We start from the raw sequence: 17,171 nt of genomic DNA, 5'->3' as shown, positions 1-17,171 counted from the left end.
CATTCATTCGATCAAGGAGGTTTCGATGACATCCCGACAACACACGGGCCACGAACTCTGCCGCGCCCGCGCGCACGAAGGCGAGCGCGCGCAGCAGGATCACGACAAGGGCGGGCACCAGACCGGCCACGGCAAGCCGCCGAGCCCGGTCGACGTGCAGAAGGCGCTGAAGGGGATGGACTATCCGGCCAGCAAGGCGACCATCGTGGAATGCGCGCAACGCTCGCATGCCGCCTCCGACGTGCTCGACAGGCTCATGCGCATTCCCGAGCGCGAATACGACACGCCGGCATCGGTGTCGAAGGAGCTCGGCCGGCTGATGTGAGCCGTGCCGCCACATGCCGTGTGAGGTCGCGCGCGGCGTACAGCGAGAAGGAGCACGAGCATGGCGATGATCGTCGCAGGCCGTTTCACGACGTTCGATGAAGCGGAAGGCGGGGCGCGCAGCCTTTACGAGCGCGCGTTCGACACGGACGACGTGTCGATCTTCTTCCTGAACCCTGGCGGCCAGCACGCGCGCTTCCCGATCGGCGGCGACGTCTACGCCGACACGGCGGCGAAACCCGGCGGGCGCGGCGCGATGGTCGGCGCGATGCGCGGGTTGCTGATTGGCGTCGTCGCCGGGCTGATCGTCTATGCGTTGGGCGTGCACTACTGGTTCGTGCCCGCGGCCGGCGCACTGGCCGGCGCGTATCTCGGCGCGCTGGGCGGTGCGCTCGGCCGGATGCGAGGCGAGCAGGACGAAGGCAAGGGCATGCTCGCACGAAGCGAGACGGGCGTGATCCTCGCCGCGCACGTGACGCCGGAAACGGCATCCATGGTGGAAGACGTGTTGCGCGCGACCGGCGCGATGTCGATCGAGCGCGTCGAAGGCGACTGGCAGGACGGGGTGTGGCGCGATTTCGATCCGGTGCGCCGGCCGGCTGAAGCAGCGTCGGACGGTTCGCGCTGAACGCACCCTTCGTGCAGGCGTGTGTCGCGCCGGGCCGACTATCCGGCTGGCGTGCAAGAACCTGCGCAGCGCGTGCGTGGTGCACGTCGCGCACGGCATGCCGCTTGCGCCATGCACGCGCCGCGTGTTCAAGGAGGAAACGATGCCTACCGCACGGACCCCGCGACCGGCGGCTAACGGCCGTCGATGGTCGTCGGGGGCCCCTTCCACGCAAATGCAAGGAGAAGGCAGATGAAACATCCGAACTGGCCGGTCGCGGCGCTTGCCGCAGGCGTGCTCGCCGTATCGGGGCTCGCCGGCGCGCAAATGCCGAGCGAGCCGTCCGCATCGAATTCGCACGCGCCGGGCGGCGTGATCGATCCGTCGTCGGGCACGGGCGACGCGCGAATCGCGAAGGCGCCGCAAGGCGGCGACGCGGAATTCGTCGACAAGGCCGCGATCGCCGGCAAGGCCGAGGTGCAGGCCAGCCAGCTCGCGCTGAAGCAGGCGCAATCGCCGGACGTGCGGGCCTTCGCGAAGCGGATGGTGAGCGACCACGGCAAGGCGAACGCGCGGCTCACCGAGATCGCTGCGCGCAAGGGCATGAAGCCGCAGGTCGAACAGATCACGGACCCCGACGTCGAGGCGCTGCGCGGCAAGCAGGGTCGCGACTTCGACGTCGCGTATGTCGCCGCGGTCGGCCCCGACGCGCATCGCAAGGCCGTCGCGCTGTTCGAAGGCGAGGCGAGCGACGGCAGGGATCCGCAGTTGCGCGAGTTCGCGAGCACCACGCTGCCGACGCTCCGGCATCACCTGAGCATGGCGCAGGCGCTCGAACGCAAGGTGGGCGCGCAGTAACGCGTGCCCGTTCAACCCCGGGCCGCGCGCGCGGCCCGTTTTTTTCGGAGAGTGAGTCATGGCCCATCGGCAACCGAAGCACGAAGGCATCCGCGAACTGCTTTGCCAGGCATACGAAACCGAGCTTGGCGGCGCGAAGCTCTACGAGGCCGCGCTGCAGTGCGCGACCGACGAGGATCTGCACAAGGAATGGGAGAAGTACCACCGCGAGACGCTGCATCACCAGGAGGTGCTGCGCAAGGTGTTCGAGACGTTCGGCATGGACCCCGACACGCAGTCGCCCGGGCGCAGCGCGGTCGCGGCCACCGGCAAGGCGCTCGTCCATGTGATCGAGCAGGCGCGGAAGCAGGCCGATCCGGCCGTCGCGCAGGTCGTCGCGGCGGAATGCGTGGTGCTCGCCGAAACCAAGGATCACCTGAACTGGGAACTGATCGGCTATGCGGCCGACCAGTTGTCGGGCGATGTGGCGAAGACGCTGAAGAGCGCGCACGACGAGGTCGAAGCCGACGAGGATCATCACCTGTATCACACGCGCGGCTGGGCGCGCGAGATGTGGATCGAGTCGATGGGCTTCAAGGCCGTGCTGCCGCCGCCGGAGGAAGTGAAGAAGGTCGAATCGGCGGCGGAGGCGGCACGTGCCGAGCGTTCGCGCGGCAAGATGATGTGACGGCGGCGGGCCGGCAGCCGGGCGCCGCCGCTGGCGCGGCCGCCCGATTGTCCGCTTCGCGCTTTCGGCTGAACCGGCTGCCAACGCAACGTTTTATCCAGGTCACGTCAGCAGGTCGACGACCATCGTGACCACCGATGCCGCCATCAAAGCGACCGCGAGCCAGCCGAATACCATCGACACCGTTCCGCTGCCGGGCTGCCCGGCAGCTTCGCGCCGCCGCGCCAGCAACATCACGAGCACGAGCATCGGTACCGCCGCAGCGCCGTTGAGCACGGCGCTCCAGTACAACGCCTTGATCGGATCGATCGGGCCGATGCAGATCGCGATGCCGACGATCACGCACAGCGCCAGCACCGCGTAGAACGCGGGCGCGCGCCGCACGGGTTCGTTCAGCCCTTCGCGGAACCGCCACGCTTCCGCGCAGCCGTACGCGGCGCTGCCCGCGAAGGCCGGAATCGCGAGCAGCCCGCAGCCGACGATGCCGAACGCGAACACGACGAACGCGGCTTCGCCGGCGATCGGCCGCAGCGCCTCGGCAGCCTGCGCGGTGGTACCGATATCGTGCTTGCCGTGTGCGAAGAACACGGCCGCGCCGATCACCATGATGCTGAACGACACGAGATTGGTGACGATCATGCCGGTCCACGTGTCGAACGTGACGCGTCGTTCGGTTGCGGTGCGCGTGTCGGCTGCGCCTTTGCGCTGCTCGGACGCGGTTTCCTCGACTTCGAGCGCGGCTTGCCACACGAACAGGTAGGGGCTCAGCGTCGTGCCGAGCACGGCGACGGCGGTCGTTGCGTACGCATGTGTGAACGCGATCTGCGGCAGCACGAGCGCATGCACCACGCCGCGCCAGTCGATTTGCACGAAGCCGAGTTCGAGCACGTACGCGATGAGGCCGAGCGTCATCCACTTCAGCCAGCGCGCGTAGCGGTCGTACGACAGCGTGACCTGCAGCGCGAGCGACGCGATTCCGTAGAGCGGTGCATACCAGTAGCCGCGGCCGCCGGCGATGAGCGCCGTCGCGTCGCCCATCGCCGCGAGGTCGGCGCCCACATTCGCGATATTGACGATCGCGACCATCACGATCAGCACCTTGGCGAGACGGTCGGAGAAGTGCTCGCGAATGCCGGCGACGAGGCCCTCCCGATTGCGATGTCCGACGAAGGCGGACGCGAGCTGGACGGCGACCATCATCGGCAGCGTGACGACGATCATCCACAGCATGTTGAAACCGAACTGGCTGCCGCCCTGCGCGTAGACGGCGATATTGCTCGGATCGGCATCGGATGCGCCCGCGAGCAGGCCGGGGCCCAGCCGCCGGTACCACGGGCGTGAAGCGGGCGATGCGGCATGCGGCGCGTGCCGCGCGTCCTGGTCCGGCGTGCTCATCCGGCGTCGCCGCCCGCGCCGCGCCTGCCGCCGTGGCGCGCGACGCGTGCGTCGCCTGCGAGGTCCGACGCGGTACGCAGCGCGCCGACGAGCGTCCGGTATGCGTGCTCGCGCGAATCGGCGCCGCGTGTGCGCAGCACGTACGACGGGTGACAGGTCGCGACGACGAGCCAGCCATTGCCGGTACGCACGGGCTCTTGCGTGCGCTCGAGTGTCGCGTCGTTGTCCTGCAGCACCGCGCGCAGCGCGGTGGCGCCGAGCGCGACGACCACGCGCGGCCGCACCGCATCGAGTTCGCGTTCGAGCCAGTAGCGGCATGCGGCCACTTCGCGTTGCGCGGGCGTCTTGTGCAGCCGCCGCTTGCCGCGCGGTTCCCAATTGAAGTGCTTGACCGCATTGGTGAGGTAGACGTGCGCGCGTTCGATCCCGGCTTCGTCGAGCGCGCGGTCCAGCAGGCGGCCGGCCGCACCGACGAACGGCATGCCGGTGCGGTCTTCCTGGTCGCCGGGCTGCTCGCCCACCAGCATGATCGGCGCGTCGACGGGCCCGGTGCCGGGTACCGGCTGCGTCGCGTGTTCCCACAGCGCGCAGCGGCGGCACGCGTCGAGCGTCGGCGGAATGTCGTCATCCGCTGGCGGCAAGGCCGGAGCGGCCGGCGGTTTGTGCGTCATGCGGATCTCCACGGACAGGCTGGCGCGGTGGCATGACATCGTCGTGCGGAACAGCCAGGCAAGCGGACTGTCGCACGCGCAGAGGGAAGCAAACCGGATGGAAGAAACTGCATCGCGCGCATGGAGCACTCCGTGTCGACGATGCGAACGACGCAGCAACCGGCATGCCGCATGCAGTCGGGAGGGTGTGCGGCTTGCGCGGCGATCCGCTCCAACGGCAGGAGACGCGTGATGCACCCGACCCCGGCGACGGTCCGACTGACGCCGCACGTCGCGATCGGCGCGTCGTGGCACCGCACGTAGCGCACCGCACCCGCCACCGTTCCGGCTTGAAAAAAACGCCCCGCGCGAGCGGGGCGTGTAGAAAATGGATGCGCCGGCGAACCGGCGCCGCATCATCGTACGATCAGTGACGGTCGCGAGCGCGCGGATCGTTCAGTTCCTCGGTGGGGTCGGTCAGCCCGAGTTCGTCGCCGGCGCTCCAGTACGGCGCGCTGCCGTAGAACTCGTGCAGCGGCTCGGCCCATTGCGGATCGGCCATTGCCGGCCAATGGTCCTTGTCGAATCCCGGTGCGTTGCGGATGCGCTCGGACGACACCGACAGCAGGAAGCATTTGCGCTCGGTGTCGAGCGTGAGCGCGCTCCACGGAATGGCGTGCAGCTTGTCGCCGATGCCGAGGATGCCGCCGCTCGACAGCACCGCATAGGCGACGCGGCCGGAGCGCACGTCGAGCATGATGTCCTTGATCTTGCCGACATCGTCGCCGTCGGTCGTATAGACCTTGTCGCCTTCCAGCGTATCGGCCGCCATCACGTCGGGGCCGGGGCCCGCCGCGGTTGCGGCGCCCTTGCCGATGATGCGGGTCTGACCTTGATCGGGAGTCTGCATGGTTGCCTCCAGGTTTCGTGGGGCGCGACCGTGCCCGGGATGGGCCCTGCGGGTCGCGCGGGGTGTCGGGACGGGGCGGAGAAGCGCTCCGTCACGTGCGCTTCGGTTGCGACACGCCCTCGAGCGTGTTCGCGACGTCGTCGCGTTCGGGGCTGGCCGTGCGCGTCGCGATATCCGCGAGCGACAGCATGCCGACCAGCCGCTTGTCGTGATCGACGACGGGCAGGCGGCGCAGCTGCGCGTCGGCCATGTAGTGCTGGATCTCGTCGAGCGAATCGTCGTCGAAGCACCATTCGATCGGGCCCGACGCGACTTCGTGGATGCGCGTCTCCGGCGGCTTGCCGGCCGAGATCGCGCGCACCGCGAGATCGCGGTCCGTCACCATGCCGATCAGCCGGTTGTTGTCGCACACGGGCAGCGCGCCGATGTCGTAGCGCTCCATCAGTTGTGCGGCGTGACGGATCGAGTCGGTCGGCGCGATACGCACGACGTCCTGCGACATGATTTCGTTGACGCGATGCATGACTTCCTCCTGGCGGGTTGGGTTCGGCGATTCGTCAGCCGATTCAGCAAGCAGCATGCCGTCCGGTACGCGCGTCGGGTCACGCACCGTCATGTTCGCGCTTGTCCTGCCACGGCCCTTCGTCATGCGTGCCGGGCGGCGTATCCGGTTCGATACGCGTGACGCCGCCGGTCGCCGGCGGGTCGCTCGCCGGAAACGTGTCCTCGAGCTGCTTGTCGATATGGCGTTCCGAATGGCGCGTGCGCGCGCGGTCCTGGTGCTTCAGCGGCGGCGACGGATCGTTGCGGCGCTCATGTTCCGGCGCGTCGCGGCCGGACCGGGTCGAATCCTCCATCGCGAGGCTCCGTGTCGGTGACGATGAGCCGGGATTGCCGCAACGGCCGTGCCCGGCTCGTGCGCGCGGCACACGACTTGCCGTATCGACTGCGATGACGACGCGCAGCCCGACCGGTGCCTGCCGTGCGCATTCCAAACGGAGGCACGAAGATGATTCCGAAACGACGACCAGGCGTGCGTTATGAGGTCAACGTATGCGGTGGCGGATTCGATTCGGTGAAGCACCATTTCATCGACTGGAAACACGAACCGCTGATCTACCGGCCCGAGCGCCGGATGTTCGAAGGCAAGGCCGACGTGCGGCCGTTGGGCGACGAGACGTTCGGTTCGACCGAGCCGGCGCGCTTCGCGCTGCAGCGCGCGTGCGAGCCGTCGGATCCATATGCGCTCGCGGCCCGCGTGAAGGACAACGGCCGCGAGCTGTGGCTCGTGATGGCCGCGTACGACGCGTAGCGCTACCTTGAAAGATTTGCAGCGAACGGTGTAGCGAAGGCACGGCGCATTGCATGGGGCCGCGCGTGTTTGCATCGATACCCGTATGCGGACGGCCCGAATGGACGGCATGCGCATTGCGGGACTTCCGCAACCGAGTCAACGACCGTCCCGCACGATGCCGATCCGAACCCGCAACGATGGAATGCCGATGATGAAACACGAGCCCGCGCAGTGGTTGCAGCGACCCATACCGCCGTTTCCCGACATCGAGCCGGATCCCGCCAGCCCCGACCCCGACGATTTGCCGCCCGGCATGCCGGAACCGTACCGGCAACCGGCTGGCGACCCGCCCGGGACCGCGCCGCCCGAGCGCGAACCGCCGTCGCGCGAGCCGCCCGTGCATGCACCGCCAGTCGGCGGGGTATGGCGAGCGCATACGGAGGCGTGGCGATGAGCATCCGTGTGAAACCCGGCGTGCTGCGCGAGATCGCCGAAACGTTCGGCCGTCATTTCGAAGCGCGCGCGATGCCGTTCCACGTCGAGGAGCAGCCGGCCGGCGCGTTGCATATCGGCTTTCGCGTCGACGGCCATCCGGCGTCGCTGTCCGTGACGTTCGACGCCGTTGCATTCGCCGCGCTCGAACGGGCCGGCATCGAACGGCAGCGCGGCACGCTCGCGCGTGTCGCGGCCGAATTCGACGCGATGATGGCCCGCCGCGCGCCGACCGCCTACGCGGGCGATTTCCATTTCAACCGGCTCTGAGCCATCGATCCGACGGAGGTATTCGATGAACACGATCCAGACGATACGCGCGGGCGCCTGTGCGCTCGCCGCCGCGTGCGCGCTGGCCGCCTGCACGCAACCGATGAACGGCACCTACGGTGCGCGCGGCGCGCCCCCCGCACCGCCGGATGGTCGCGGTGCACAGTCGACCACGACGATGCCGGACGCGAATACGCGCTACGACGCGCGCCCGTCGCCGGGCAACACGATGCCGCAGGGTGCGGCGGGCGGCGAACCGGCCGACGTGCCGCCGCCGGGCCCGAATGGCGCGCAGGGCGACCGACCGCTGCCGGGCACGCCGCCGCCGATGCAGTACTGATCGAGCGGTTTCGCCACATCACGTGCGACATGCGCGTGGCGGGATCGTGCAGCCCGCGCCGCGTGCGTCGTGTGTCCCGACGCGCGGCACGACGCTCGTCGCGGCTGCGCAGGCAGCCGGCGAAGCGGAGATCCGCGCGTGCTGCTGCGAACGGATCCAGCAGCAGGCGCGCGACATTGCCGAGTGGCTGTTGCGGTATCTGCCGGATCTGACGACGGCCTTCCTCGACCGCTCGGCCGTCAATCGCATCGATGTACGGCGATGACGGCAACACCGTGACGGCCGGCGATCGGTCCGGCGTTCGGGGGGCGTTTCCGGATGCCCTTGCGGACGAGCGAATTGCGTGCCCCAAACTTGCCGCGGGCTTGTAAAAAAGCGGCTCCGGCTCGTGGCGAAACGGGGTGCGAACCCGCGCGAGCTACGCTGCGACGCGCTTCGGCGGACTGGCATGAAAGCTGCGTAAGTCGTGTAGACGACCTACCGCGAACCGAACAATCAGGAGGCTTTCGATGCCCGTCTCGCTAGCGTTGCAGATGCGACAGCATCTGGCACTTACGCCGAGGCTTCAGCAGTCGCTGCGGCTGCTGCAGTTGTCCTCGCTCGAATTTCAACAGGAATTGCGGCAGGCGCTCGACATGAATCCGTTTCTCGAAGACGGTCAGGGCGACGAGGAACCCGCCGACGGCACGCCGGCGCAGCCGGCGGAAACGGCTGCGCCCGAAGCGGCGCCCGAGCCCGAGGAAGTCCGGCCGCCGGACGGCGAGGTGCCCTTTACGGCTGCGCCCGCGCCACGCGGCACGAGCCGCCAGGGCGACGATGCGGGCGGCCTGTCGCCGGGCGAATGGATCGCGCCCGAACCGTCGCTGTATCAGCAGATGCATGATGCGCTCAGGCTGTATCCGTTGAACAAACGCGACCGCGAAGCCGCGCGCATCGTGATCGACGCGCTCGACGACGACGGTTATCTGCGTCAGGAACTCGTCGAGCTGCGGGCTGCGGCCGATCCGGCGCTGCTGCTGTCGGAGCAGGATCTCGCGATCGCGCTGCGGCTCGTGCAGATGCTCGACCGCCCGGGGATCGCGGCGCGTTCGCTGTCCGAATGCCTCGCACTGCAGCTCGACGCGATCCCGGCCGGCACGCCGGCGCTCGCGGAAGCGAAGGCGATCGCACGCGAGCATCTCGAACGGCTCGCGCGCCGCGAGACGGCGGAGATCCAGCGGCGTCTCGGCTGCAGCCAGCAGACGATGCACGCGGCCTGCGCGCTGGTGCGCGGGCTCGACCCGCGCCCCGGCAATCACTACGGCAGCACGCGCGGCGACTACGTGGTGCCCGACGTGATCGTGCGGCAGGTACGTGACGAATGGATCGTGACGATCAACCCGGCCGTGCTGCCGCGCGCGCGCCTGCATGAGCGCTACGCGACATTGTTCGCGCAGTCGAGCGGCGAGCGCGATTCGCCGCTCGGCCAGCAGTTGCAGGAAGCGCGCTGGCTGATACGCAACGTGCAGAAGCGCTTCGACACGATCCAGCGCGTGGGCGAGTGCATCGTCGCGCGGCAACGCGATTTCTTCCGCTACGGCGAGATCGCGATGAAGCCGCTCGTGCTGCGCGACATCGCGGAGGAACTCGACCTGCATGAATCGACCGTGTCGCGCGCGACGGGCAACAAATACATGGCCACGCCGCACGGCACGTTCGAGTTCAAGCATTTCTTCCCGCGCAAGCTCGAGGCGGCCGGCAAGGGCGTGTGCTCGGCATCGGCCGCGAAGGTGCTGATCCGCGACATGATCGCGGCCGAGCGGCATACCGCTCCGCTGTCCGACGTCGCGCTCACGGAGAACCTCGCGGGCCGCGGCATTCTTCTTGCGCGTCGCACGGTGACGAAGTATCGCCAGGCGATGAAGATTCCGGCGGCCGACCTGCGGCGCCGCGATGCCGCGTGACGACGGTTCGCCCGGCGAATCAACCGCGCGCGAGTCGCCCGTCGGATCGGCCCGCGCACCCGCCCACCCACCCACGACAGGAGTGCAACCATGCCGGCAAAATCCCAGGCCCAGCAACGCGCCGCAGGCGCGGCGCTGTCGGCCAAGCGCGGTGAAACGAAGATGAAGGACCTCAAGCCGCCGGCGAAGTCGATGGCAGAATCGATGAGCGAGAAAGAGCTCGAGAAAATGGCTTCCACGCCCGTACGCGGCAAACCGAAACACAAGCACGATGCGTGACCGACGACGACGTTTAGTGACGACCGCTGTCATCCAGGAGGGTTCCATGCTTCGATACGCCATCATCTTCTTCATCATCGCGATCGTCGCAGCCGTGTTCGGCTTCGGCGGCATCGCGGCCGGCGCGGCCGAGATCGCGAAGATCCTGTTCTACATCTTCGTCGTGATCTTCCTGGTCACGCTGCTGCTGGGTGTCGTCCGACGATGAGTGCCGCGCCCGACCGGTCGCAGCGCGTGACCGAACTCGAACATGCGCTCGCGATCGGCTTTCCGTCGCAGTCGACCGTCGTCGTGCATGCGGACGACGCATCCGGTGGCCTGACGATCCAGGTGTCGTGGGTGCGCGTGCCGTCCGACGAGGACGCGCGCGAATGGCGTTGCGCGGTCGACTTGCGGTTCGATCCCGATGTGGTCGATCGCTACGTATTGCTCGACGCGGCCGACCGGCTGCGCGTGCGCACGCAGTTGTGCGACCGCGCGCGGCGCGCGGTGGACGAGCGCAAGCCGCGCGTCGAGGATGCTGCGATCGAATGCAGCGTGACGCTCGGCGTGACGCGCGCCGAGTTCGACGACGCGCTGCGCGCGCCCTGACGCCACAGCCGGCCTCGCGGTCGCGGTCGCAGCCCGTCGCACCGGCTTTCCCTGCCGTTCGCATGCGCGCGCCGCGACGCGCCGGCATGCGTGGCGGCCGCCCACCCGAATGCCACGAGGACCTATCGATGACCCGTTCCAGATCAGCCGGCAAGACCGCGCCCGCACAGTCGACCGACAGCGTGAAGTCGCGCCAGCTCGACGAAATGCGTTCGCGGCTCCACCACGCGGTGTTGCGCACCAACCGGAATGTGCGGATCGCGACACCCGATGCGAGCCCGGTAGTCGTCGAACAGGTGCGCGACGTGCTGCTGGCCGCCGAGTTGCCGGCCTAGCGCCGCGCGATCGTGGACGTCGTCGTCGCGCTGTTCGGACAGGGCCGGATGCTCGGCCCCGGGCAGATGGCGCTGCGCGCGATCGTCGTGTCCCTGGTCGCGCTCGTGCTGATCCGCATCGCCGGGCGGCGTGCGTTCGGCCAGCGCTCGCCGTTCGACTACGTGGTCGGGATCCTGCTCGGCGCGATCCTGAGCCGCGCGGTGGTCGGTGCGTCGCCGTTCGTGGCGACCGTCGCGGCGTCGTTCGCGATCGCGCTGCTGCATCGCGCGATCGGTTGGGCCTGCGTGCGCTCGCGCCGGCTCGAGCGGCTGCTGGTGGGCGTCGAGCGCGAGGTGTATCGCAACGGCCGCTTCGACGACGCGCAGATGCGCGCCGCGCTGATCACGCCGACCGACATACGCGAAAGCGTGCGGCAGGCGCTCGGCGCGACCGATCTGTCCGACGTCGACGCGGCCATCCTGGAGCGCAATGGCCACGTCAGCATCGTGCGGCGCAGCCGCTGCCGCAGGCCCTGACTTTCGCGGCATGCGAAGGAGCTCGCACGCCGCAAGGAGGACATCGATGGCACGGATGATCTGGAAAGGCGCGATCAGCTTCGGGCTCGTTCACGTGCCCGTGCAGCTGTTCCCGGCCACGCGTACGGTGAAGCCGTCGTTCCGGCTGCTCGACAAGCGCTCGATGGACCCGGTCGGCTATCGGCAGATCAACAAGCGCACCGGCAAGGAAGTCACGCGCGAGGACATCGTGCGCGGCTACGAGTACGAGAAGGAGCGCTATGTCGTGCTGAGCGACGACGAGATCCGCGCGGCGAACCCCGAGTCGACGCAGACGGTCGACATCGTCACATTCGTCGACGAGGACGCCGTGTCGTTCCTCTATCTTGACACGCCGTACTACCTCATGCCGGACCGCAAGGGCGAAAAGGTCTATGCGCTGCTGCGCGATGCACTGAAGGACAGCGGCAAGATCGGCATCGCGCACGTCGTGATGCGCGATCGTCAGCATCTCGGCGCGCTGATTCCGGTCGGGCCGCTGCTCGCGCTCGATACGCTGCGCTGGCAGGAGGAGCTGCGCCCGCTCGACGAGCTGTCGGTGCCGGCCGGCGATGCGAAGCGCGCGGGCGTCAGCGCGCGCGAACTCGCGATGGCGAAGAAGCTGATCGACGACATGTCGGGTACGTGGACGCCCGACGAGTATCACGACACGTTTCGCGACGACATCCTCGGCCTGGTCGAACGCAAGGTGCGCGCGGGCCGCATCGAGGAGATCGAGGACCGGCCGGCGCAGACGGGGCGCACGGCGTCCAACGTGGTCGATCTGACCGAATTGCTGAAGCGCAGCCTGAAGGGCGGCAGTGCGCGTGCGGCCGACGCGGAGGAAGCCGGGGCGCCGGCATCCTCGCGTGCCACCGGCACGCGGCGCAAACCGGCTGCAAAAGCGCCGGCGAAAGCGGCCGCGAAGTCGCCGGCAAAACGCGCGGCGGCGAAGCACGGCGCCGCAGGGGCGCACACGGCGAAGAAGACCGCCGCGCGCCGCAAGCACGCCGCCTGACCGCGCGCGACGGAGGGTGACGCGATGGCCGGCAAACTCGAATCTTATCGCCGCAAACGCCGCTTCGACGCGACGCCGGAACCCGACGGCGCGCACCGACGGCAGCGCGCGCCCGACGAAGCGAATGCCCGGAAGTCGCGGAAGGCCGGCACGTCCGCGCGCACGGTCGGGCCGTTGCGTTTCGTGATCCAGGAACACCACGCGCGACGGCTGCACTACGACTTCCGTCTCGAACTCGACGGCACGCTGAAATCGTGGGCCGTGCCGAAGGGGCCGAGCGTCGACCCGTCGGTGAAACGGCTGGCCGTGCACGTCGAGGATCATCCGCTCGAATATGCGTCGTTCGAAGGCGAGATTCCGGCCGGACACTACGGCGCGGGCTCGGTCGTCGTCTGGGACGAAGGAACGTGGACACCCGACGGCGGCGTCGCGCAGGCACGCGCCGGTTATCGTGCCGGCAAGCTGACGTTCCGGCTCGACGGCGCGAAGCTGCACGGCGGCTGGGCGCTCGTGCGCAGCGGGCGGCAGCAGGGCCGCCAGGAGCAATGGCTGCTGATCAAGGAACGCGACGACGACGCGCGCGACGCGGAGGTGTTCGATGTCGTCGCGCAGCGGCCGGGCAGCGACCTTGACGGACACACGCAGGCCGCGCGCAAGAAGGGGAGCGGCGCCGCGCCGGCCCCCGCATGTGCGTCGCGGCGCGGCCACGGCAATGCACCCCGCACGCGCGGCGCGCCGCACGACGGCAACGCGGGAGGGCCGTCGGCCGACCCGTCGCAGGTGGACGGCGCCGTGCGCACGGCGTTGCCCGAACGCGTCGCGCCGCAACTCGCGACGCTGGTCGATGCGCCGCCTGCGCACGGCGACTGGCGCTATGAAGTGAAATTCGACGGCTACCGGATCCTCGCGCGGATCGCGGGTCGCGGCGCGCGGCGGCACGTTACGCTGATGACGCGCGAAGGTCGCGACTGGACTGCGAAACTGCGCACGCAGCGCGATGCGCTCGCCGCGCTCGAGGTCGACAACACATGGCTCGACGGCGAGGCCGTCGTGCTCGGCGAGAACGGCCTGCCCGATTTCCAGGCGCTGCAGAACGCGCTCGGCGCGGGCCGCTCGGACGCGATGACGATGTTCGTGTTCGACTTGCCGTTTCTCGACGGATACGATCTGCGCGACGCGCCGCTCGCCACGCGTCGCGCATTGCTCGAACCGCTGCTCGCCGGCAGCGATCCGGCCCGACTGCGTTATTCGCCCGATCTCGGCGACGATGTCGTGTCGCTGATCGCGAGCGCGTGCGACACAGGGCTCGAAGGGTTGATCGGCAAGCGCGCGGCGTCGCGTTATCGCGGCGGCCGCTCGTCGGCCTGGATCAAGCTGAAATGCAGGCGACGGCAGGAGTTCGTGATCGGCGGCTATACCGAGCCTGCGGGCAGCCGGCACGGCTTCGGTGCGCTGCTGCTCGGCGTCCACGCGCCGGCCGCGAACGGCAAGCGGTCGCGCGGCAGGGCGCCGCTGCGCTATGTCGGCCGCGTCGGCACCGGGTTCGACACGCGCCTGCTCGACCGGCTCGCGGCAACGCTGCGCAAGCACGAGCGCGACACGACGCCGTTCGACCCGCCGCCGCGCGAACGGTCGCGCACGCGCGTGCACTGGGTCGAGCCGGTGCTCGTCGCCGAGTGCGAATTCGCGGAATGGACGGGCGACGGGATCGTGCGGCAGGCGGCGTTCATCGCGCTGCGTGAAGACAAGCCCGCGCGGCAGATCGTCCGCGAGGTACCGCGGCATGCCGAAACGGAGGCGACGATGGACGAACCCCACGCAGTGCATGACCGACACCCGCATGCCCCGCATAAGGATACCGGTCACGACGGCCGAACGCGCGCGCGGTCGTCGCATGCGGCCACCGGCCACGCGCGCGGCGAACCTGGCGCCGACCGTGTCGGCCGCGTGCGCATCACGCACCCAGATCGCGTGCTCGACCCGCGGAGCGGCACGCACAAGATCGACCTCGCGCATTACTGGGAATGGGTCGCGCCGTGGCTGCTGCCGGACCTGAAAGGCCGGCCCGTGTCGCTCGTGCGCGCGCCGGGCGACATCGGCGGCGAACTGTTCTTCCAGAAGCATGCGGAACGCCGGGAAATCCCGTTCGTCAAGCAGCACGAGGGACTCGATCCCGGCCACGGGCCGCTGCTGTCGATCGACCGCGTCGACGCGCTGCTCGGCGCAGCGCAGATGGGCACGATCGAGCTGCATACGTGGAACGCGCATGCGTCGAACATCGAGCGGCCGGACCGGATCGTGTTCGACCTCGATCCCGACCCGGCGCTGCCGTGGCGCGCGATGATCGACGCCGCGCAGATCGTGCGCGGACTGCTCGACGAACTGGGGCTCGTGTCGTTCTGCAAGACGAGCGGCGGAAAGGGGCTGCATGTGGTCGTGCCGCTCACGCGGCATGCCGGGTGGGACGACGTGAAGGATTTCTCCCGCGCGGTCGCGCAGCAGGTTGCCGGCACGCTGCCCGAACGCTTCACCGCGACGATGGGGCCGCGCCACCGGCGCGGCAAGATCTTCGTCGACTATCTGCGCAACGGCCGCGGTGCGAGCACGATCGCCGCGTACTCGGTGCGCGCGCGGCCCGGCATGGGCGTATCGGTGCCGCTCGACTGGGACGAGGTGCCGGCTACGACGGGCGGCGCGCAATGGACGATCGACACGCTCCGTGCACGGCTCGACGCGCTGAAGCGCGATCCGTGGGAAGACTACGCGCACACGCGCCAGCGCATCACGGCATCGATGCGTGCGCGGCTCGGGGCTGAGACGTGAACGCGTCAGTGCCGATGCTGCAACCGGTGATACCAGCGCATCAGCGGCGTCGCGGAGATCCCGTGAGCGATCACCGACGCCGACACGACGGCCAGCACGGGCGCCGCGAGCGAACGCACCGCGTTGGACGGCCCATGTTCGATCGCGAACAACAGGTAGTAAAACGAGCCGATTCCGCGAATGCCGAACCATGCCATCAGCCGCCGCTGTGCATGGGTCGCACGGGAGCCCGCGAGCGTGAGCAGCACGGCGAGCGGCCGTACGGCGACGAACAGCACGGCAGCCAGCGCAGCCGCGCCCCATGTGAGCAGCGGGCTCGGCAGCGTCGCGAGCACGCTGCCGACCATCGTCATCACGACGGCTTCCGCGATCCGTTCGAGTTCGATCGTGAAACCGAGCACCGATTCGGCCATGAATGCATGCGCCTTCTCGGGATGCTTTTCGGTGGCGACGACGTCTTCCGAATCGATCTGGCCGATCACTTCGCGCGGCATGCGGTCGCCGCTCGCGCGATGCTCGACGCGACGCATCGCGACGCCGGCCGCGAACGTCGAGATGAAACCGAACGTGTGCGCGAGCTGTGCGGCGCCGAACGACAGCACGATCAGCGCGAGCGCGAAAAAGCCTTCGAGGCCGAGCGCTTGCGCGTGCTGCGTGCGCAGCCAGCCGATCGTCTTCGTCGTCGCCCAGCCCAGGCCGCCGCCGATCGCGGCCGCGCCAGCGATGCCCCACAGCGCGACGAGCGCGAACGGGCCGGACAGCGGCGGCAGCCCGTAGGTTGCGTCGCGCGTGCCGCACAGCGCGAGCCCCGCGAGCGCGAACGGCAGCGCGATGCCGTCGTTCAACCCGCCTTCGCCGGACAGCGCGAAACGCACGAGATCGCGATCGCCCGGGTCGTGCACCTGCACGTCGTGGGCAAGCACGGGGTCGGTCGGCGCGAGGATCGCCGCGAGCAGCAACGCCTGACCCCAGCCGAGCCCGAGCGCGAGCACCGCGCACGCGGCGAGCAGCGGCACGGTGACGACCATCGCGAGCAAGCCGAGGCGGCATGGCACGAGCCACAGCCGGTCGGTCAGCGGCACGCGCAACCGCAGCCCGATCGCGAACAGCGACACGAGCAGCGCGATTTCGACGATTTCACGCAGCAACGGCGCGTCGCGCTCGAGGTCGAGCTGCAGCAGGCCGGCGCCGGCCGGGCCGAGCGCGACGCCGAGCGCGAGATAGATCATCGCGGTGCTGCACGGCAGGTGGCGCAGCGCGGACGTCGCGACGCCCATGCCCAGCAGCACTGCGCCGACGATCAGGTACCAGAGCGTCTCGTGCATGTGCGTGGTCGCAGCAGGTGGATCAGGAGGACGCGCAACCTGTCAGGGCTTGCGGCCGAATGCCTCGCGCAGTTTGCGCTTCGTGCGTTCGAGCGTCGTGCGGCGTGTTTTCGGCAGATGGCGGCCCGCGCGGTTCACGTAGAAGTTCAGCATCGACATCGCCGACTGGAACGGCGACGCCTTGCGGCGGCGGCTGTGTTCGGCCGAGCGCTTCAGCGACGCGGCGATCGCCGCCGGATCGTCGGACTTGAAGATGTCGGGCTCGATGTCGAGTGCATCGCTGCGTTGCGTGACTTCGCCGGACCAGCGTTTGCGGTGTACCGGATCGGCGCTGCGGGCACGGCCGGGGCGGCGCGTGAGGCGTTTGCCGTGCGCGTGGGAAGCGGAAGGCATGTGATGGGCTCCATATGGGGTCACGGGGACGACGTACGGAGGCGGGTGGCGCAAGCGGCGTGCCGCGCGGCCGACGGTATGAGTCTTGCTGAAGGGAACGAGCAGGCATTTCCGTCATGCGGT

23 protein-coding genes are annotated in these 17,171 nt (G+C 69.2%); 16 read left to right on the top strand and 7 right to left on the bottom strand.

Annotation, left to right across the window (positions count from 1 at the left end; genetic code table 11):
- Nucleotides 1–25: 25 nt before the first annotated feature.
- From U5809_RS02385 to U5809_RS02370, 4 genes are all read left to right on the top strand, one after another.
- Complete coding sequence (locus U5809_RS02385; RefSeq protein ID WP_322085330.1) at nt 26–325, top strand: DUF2795 domain-containing protein; 300 nt, start codon at nt 26–28, stop codon at nt 323–325.
- A gap of 60 nt (nt 326–385) precedes the next feature.
- Nucleotides 386–952: a hypothetical protein gene (locus tag U5809_RS02380; RefSeq protein ID WP_322085329.1), complete on the top strand. Its 567-nt coding sequence runs from the start codon at nt 386–388 to the stop codon at nt 950–952.
- A gap of 231 nt (nt 953–1,183) precedes the next feature.
- On the top strand, nt 1,184–1,789 hold the full coding sequence (locus U5809_RS02375) for a DUF4142 domain-containing protein (protein ID WP_322085328.1): 606 nt from the start codon (nt 1,184–1,186) through the stop codon (nt 1,787–1,789).
- Nucleotides 1,790–1,847: 58 nt separating this feature from the next.
- On the top strand, nt 1,848–2,456 hold the full coding sequence (locus tag U5809_RS02370; protein ID WP_322085327.1) for a DUF892 family protein: 609 nt from the start codon (nt 1,848–1,850) through the stop codon (nt 2,454–2,456).
- Nucleotides 2,457–2,558: 102 nt separating this feature from the next.
- On the opposite strand, the gene U5809_RS02365 is transcribed toward U5809_RS02370, so the two are convergent.
- The 5 genes from U5809_RS02365 to U5809_RS02345 form a co-directional block, all read right to left on the bottom strand.
- A complete protein-coding gene (locus tag U5809_RS02365; protein WP_322085326.1) occupies nt 2,559–3,851 on the bottom strand; it encodes a divalent metal cation transporter in 1,293 nt (430 codons plus the stop codon).
- Nucleotides 3,848–4,522, bottom strand: coding sequence for a UdgX family uracil-DNA binding protein (locus U5809_RS02360; RefSeq protein WP_322085325.1), 675 nt, complete (start codon nt 4,520–4,522; stop codon nt 3,848–3,850). The genes U5809_RS02365 and U5809_RS02360 overlap by 4 nt, the downstream gene beginning before the upstream one ends.
- A gap of 406 nt (nt 4,523–4,928) precedes the next feature.
- Nucleotides 4,929–5,411: a PRC-barrel domain-containing protein gene (locus U5809_RS02355; RefSeq protein WP_322085324.1), complete on the bottom strand. Its 483-nt coding sequence runs from the start codon at nt 5,409–5,411 to the stop codon at nt 4,929–4,931.
- A 91-nt stretch (nt 5,412–5,502) separates the two neighbouring features.
- Nucleotides 5,503–5,934: a CBS domain-containing protein gene (locus U5809_RS02350; protein WP_322085323.1), complete on the bottom strand. Its 432-nt coding sequence runs from the start codon at nt 5,932–5,934 to the stop codon at nt 5,503–5,505.
- Between the two features lie 79 nt (nt 5,935–6,013).
- A complete protein-coding gene (locus tag U5809_RS02345) occupies nt 6,014–6,268 on the bottom strand; it encodes a hypothetical protein (RefSeq protein ID WP_322085322.1) in 255 nt (84 codons plus the stop codon).
- 152 nt (nt 6,269–6,420) lie between these two features.
- On the opposite strand from U5809_RS02345, the gene U5809_RS02340 reads away from it, so the two are divergent.
- The 12 genes from U5809_RS02340 (at nt 6,421) to ligD (ending at nt 15,330) form a co-directional block, all read left to right on the top strand.
- The gene (locus U5809_RS02340; RefSeq protein WP_322085321.1) at nt 6,421–6,723 is read left to right on the top strand and encodes a hypothetical protein; all 303 of its coding nucleotides are present in this window, start codon (nt 6,421–6,423) and stop codon (nt 6,721–6,723) included.
- 432 nt (nt 6,724–7,155) lie between these two features.
- Entirely contained in the window at nt 7,156–7,467 is a 312-nt protein-coding gene (locus U5809_RS02330) for a hypothetical protein (protein WP_322085320.1), read from the top strand.
- Nucleotides 7,468–7,492: 25 nt separating this feature from the next.
- Complete coding sequence (locus U5809_RS02325) at nt 7,493–7,807, top strand: hypothetical protein (protein ID WP_322085319.1); 315 nt, start codon at nt 7,493–7,495, stop codon at nt 7,805–7,807.
- A gap of 22 nt (nt 7,808–7,829) precedes the next feature.
- A complete protein-coding gene (locus tag U5809_RS02320; protein WP_322085449.1) occupies nt 7,830–8,072 on the top strand; it encodes a hypothetical protein in 243 nt (80 codons plus the stop codon).
- Between the two features lie 244 nt (nt 8,073–8,316).
- A complete protein-coding gene (rpoN, locus tag U5809_RS02315) occupies nt 8,317–9,750 on the top strand; it encodes an RNA polymerase factor sigma-54 (protein ID WP_322085318.1) in 1,434 nt (477 codons plus the stop codon).
- Between the two features lie 90 nt (nt 9,751–9,840).
- Nucleotides 9,841–10,029 carry a DUF3008 family protein gene (locus tag U5809_RS02310; RefSeq protein WP_027792524.1) on the top strand — a complete coding sequence of 63 codons (189 nt, stop codon included), beginning with the start codon at nt 9,841–9,843 and terminating at the stop codon, nt 10,027–10,029.
- Nucleotides 10,030–10,075: 46 nt separating this feature from the next.
- Complete coding sequence (locus U5809_RS02305) at nt 10,076–10,237, top strand: DUF1328 family protein (protein WP_027792525.1); 162 nt, start codon at nt 10,076–10,078, stop codon at nt 10,235–10,237.
- Nucleotides 10,234–10,620, top strand: a complete 387-nt coding sequence (locus tag U5809_RS02300; protein WP_322085317.1) for a DUF3022 domain-containing protein — start codon at nt 10,234–10,236, stop codon at nt 10,618–10,620. The genes U5809_RS02305 and U5809_RS02300 overlap by 4 nt, the downstream gene beginning before the upstream one ends.
- Before the next feature lie 128 nt (nt 10,621–10,748).
- Entirely contained in the window at nt 10,749–10,955 is a 207-nt protein-coding gene (locus U5809_RS02295) for a hypothetical protein (RefSeq protein WP_322085316.1), read from the top strand.
- A gap of 48 nt (nt 10,956–11,003) precedes the next feature.
- Nucleotides 11,004–11,471 (top strand): DUF421 domain-containing protein, encoded by a 468-nt coding sequence (locus tag U5809_RS02290; RefSeq protein WP_415877925.1) that lies wholly within the window; start codon nt 11,004–11,006, stop codon nt 11,469–11,471.
- A gap of 46 nt (nt 11,472–11,517) precedes the next feature.
- On the top strand, nt 11,518–12,507 hold the full coding sequence (locus tag U5809_RS02285; protein WP_322085314.1) for a Ku protein: 990 nt from the start codon (nt 11,518–11,520) through the stop codon (nt 12,505–12,507).
- 24 nt (nt 12,508–12,531) lie between these two features.
- Nucleotides 12,532–15,330 (top strand): DNA ligase D, encoded by a 2,799-nt coding sequence (gene ligD, locus U5809_RS02280; RefSeq protein WP_322085313.1) that lies wholly within the window; start codon nt 12,532–12,534, stop codon nt 15,328–15,330.
- Between the two features lie 5 nt (nt 15,331–15,335).
- On the opposite strand, the gene U5809_RS02275 is transcribed toward ligD, so the two are convergent.
- Entirely contained in the window at nt 15,336–16,655 is a 1,320-nt protein-coding gene (locus U5809_RS02275; protein ID WP_322085312.1) for a cation:proton antiporter, read from the bottom strand.
- A gap of 42 nt (nt 16,656–16,697) precedes the next feature.
- Nucleotides 16,698–17,048 (bottom strand): DUF3175 domain-containing protein, encoded by a 351-nt coding sequence (locus U5809_RS02270; protein WP_322085311.1) that lies wholly within the window; start codon nt 17,046–17,048, stop codon nt 16,698–16,700.
- Nucleotides 17,049–17,171 lie beyond the last annotated feature (123 nt).

The organism is Burkholderia sp. BCC1999 (assembly GCF_905339975.1).
Taxonomy (GTDB): domain Bacteria; phylum Pseudomonadota; class Gammaproteobacteria; order Burkholderiales; family Burkholderiaceae; genus Burkholderia.
The sequence above is the reverse complement of the archived record's forward strand: the minus strand, read 5'-3'. Positions and strand labels throughout refer to the sequence as shown.

What these genes read in the sequence shown, in the direction of transcription:
- U5809_RS02385 (WP_322085330.1), top strand. Translation starts at nt 26, where the DNA reads ATGACATCCCGACAACACACGGGCCACGAACTCTGCCGCGCCCGCGCG.
- U5809_RS02380 (WP_322085329.1), top strand. Translation starts at nt 386, where the DNA reads ATGGCGATGATCGTCGCAGGCCGTTTCACGACGTTCGATGAAGCGGAA.
- U5809_RS02375 (WP_322085328.1), top strand. Translation starts at nt 1,184, where the DNA reads ATGAAACATCCGAACTGGCCGGTCGCGGCGCTTGCCGCAGGCGTGCTC.
- U5809_RS02370 (WP_322085327.1), top strand. Translation starts at nt 1,848, where the DNA reads ATGGCCCATCGGCAACCGAAGCACGAAGGCATCCGCGAACTGCTTTGC.
- U5809_RS02365 (WP_322085326.1), bottom strand. Translation starts at nt 3,851, where the DNA reads ATGAGCACGCCGGACCAGGACGCGCGGCACGCGCCGCATGCCGCATCG.
- U5809_RS02360 (WP_322085325.1), bottom strand. Translation starts at nt 4,522, where the DNA reads ATGACGCACAAACCGCCGGCCGCTCCGGCCTTGCCGCCAGCGGATGAC.
- U5809_RS02355 (WP_322085324.1), bottom strand. Translation starts at nt 5,411, where the DNA reads ATGCAGACTCCCGATCAAGGTCAGACCCGCATCATCGGCAAGGGCGCC.
- U5809_RS02350 (WP_322085323.1), bottom strand. Translation starts at nt 5,934, where the DNA reads ATGCATCGCGTCAACGAAATCATGTCGCAGGACGTCGTGCGTATCGCG.
- U5809_RS02345 (WP_322085322.1), bottom strand. Translation starts at nt 6,268, where the DNA reads ATGGAGGATTCGACCCGGTCCGGCCGCGACGCGCCGGAACATGAGCGC.
- U5809_RS02340 (WP_322085321.1), top strand. Translation starts at nt 6,421, where the DNA reads ATGATTCCGAAACGACGACCAGGCGTGCGTTATGAGGTCAACGTATGC.
- U5809_RS02330 (WP_322085320.1), top strand. Translation starts at nt 7,156, where the DNA reads ATGAGCATCCGTGTGAAACCCGGCGTGCTGCGCGAGATCGCCGAAACG.
- U5809_RS02325 (WP_322085319.1), top strand. Translation starts at nt 7,493, where the DNA reads ATGAACACGATCCAGACGATACGCGCGGGCGCCTGTGCGCTCGCCGCC.
- rpoN (WP_322085318.1), top strand. Translation starts at nt 8,317, where the DNA reads ATGCCCGTCTCGCTAGCGTTGCAGATGCGACAGCATCTGGCACTTACG.
- U5809_RS02310 (WP_027792524.1), top strand. Translation starts at nt 9,841, where the DNA reads ATGCCGGCAAAATCCCAGGCCCAGCAACGCGCCGCAGGCGCGGCGCTG.
- U5809_RS02305 (WP_027792525.1), top strand. Translation starts at nt 10,076, where the DNA reads ATGCTTCGATACGCCATCATCTTCTTCATCATCGCGATCGTCGCAGCC.
- U5809_RS02300 (WP_322085317.1), top strand. Translation starts at nt 10,234, where the DNA reads ATGAGTGCCGCGCCCGACCGGTCGCAGCGCGTGACCGAACTCGAACAT.
- U5809_RS02295 (WP_322085316.1), top strand. Translation starts at nt 10,749, where the DNA reads ATGACCCGTTCCAGATCAGCCGGCAAGACCGCGCCCGCACAGTCGACC.
- U5809_RS02290 (WP_415877925.1), top strand. Translation starts at nt 11,004, where the DNA reads ATGCTCGGCCCCGGGCAGATGGCGCTGCGCGCGATCGTCGTGTCCCTG.
- U5809_RS02285 (WP_322085314.1), top strand. Translation starts at nt 11,518, where the DNA reads ATGGCACGGATGATCTGGAAAGGCGCGATCAGCTTCGGGCTCGTTCAC.
- ligD (WP_322085313.1), top strand. Translation starts at nt 12,532, where the DNA reads ATGGCCGGCAAACTCGAATCTTATCGCCGCAAACGCCGCTTCGACGCG.
- U5809_RS02275 (WP_322085312.1), bottom strand. Translation starts at nt 16,655, where the DNA reads ATGCACGAGACGCTCTGGTACCTGATCGTCGGCGCAGTGCTGCTGGGC.
- U5809_RS02270 (WP_322085311.1), bottom strand. Translation starts at nt 17,048, where the DNA reads ATGCCTTCCGCTTCCCACGCGCACGGCAAACGCCTCACGCGCCGCCCC.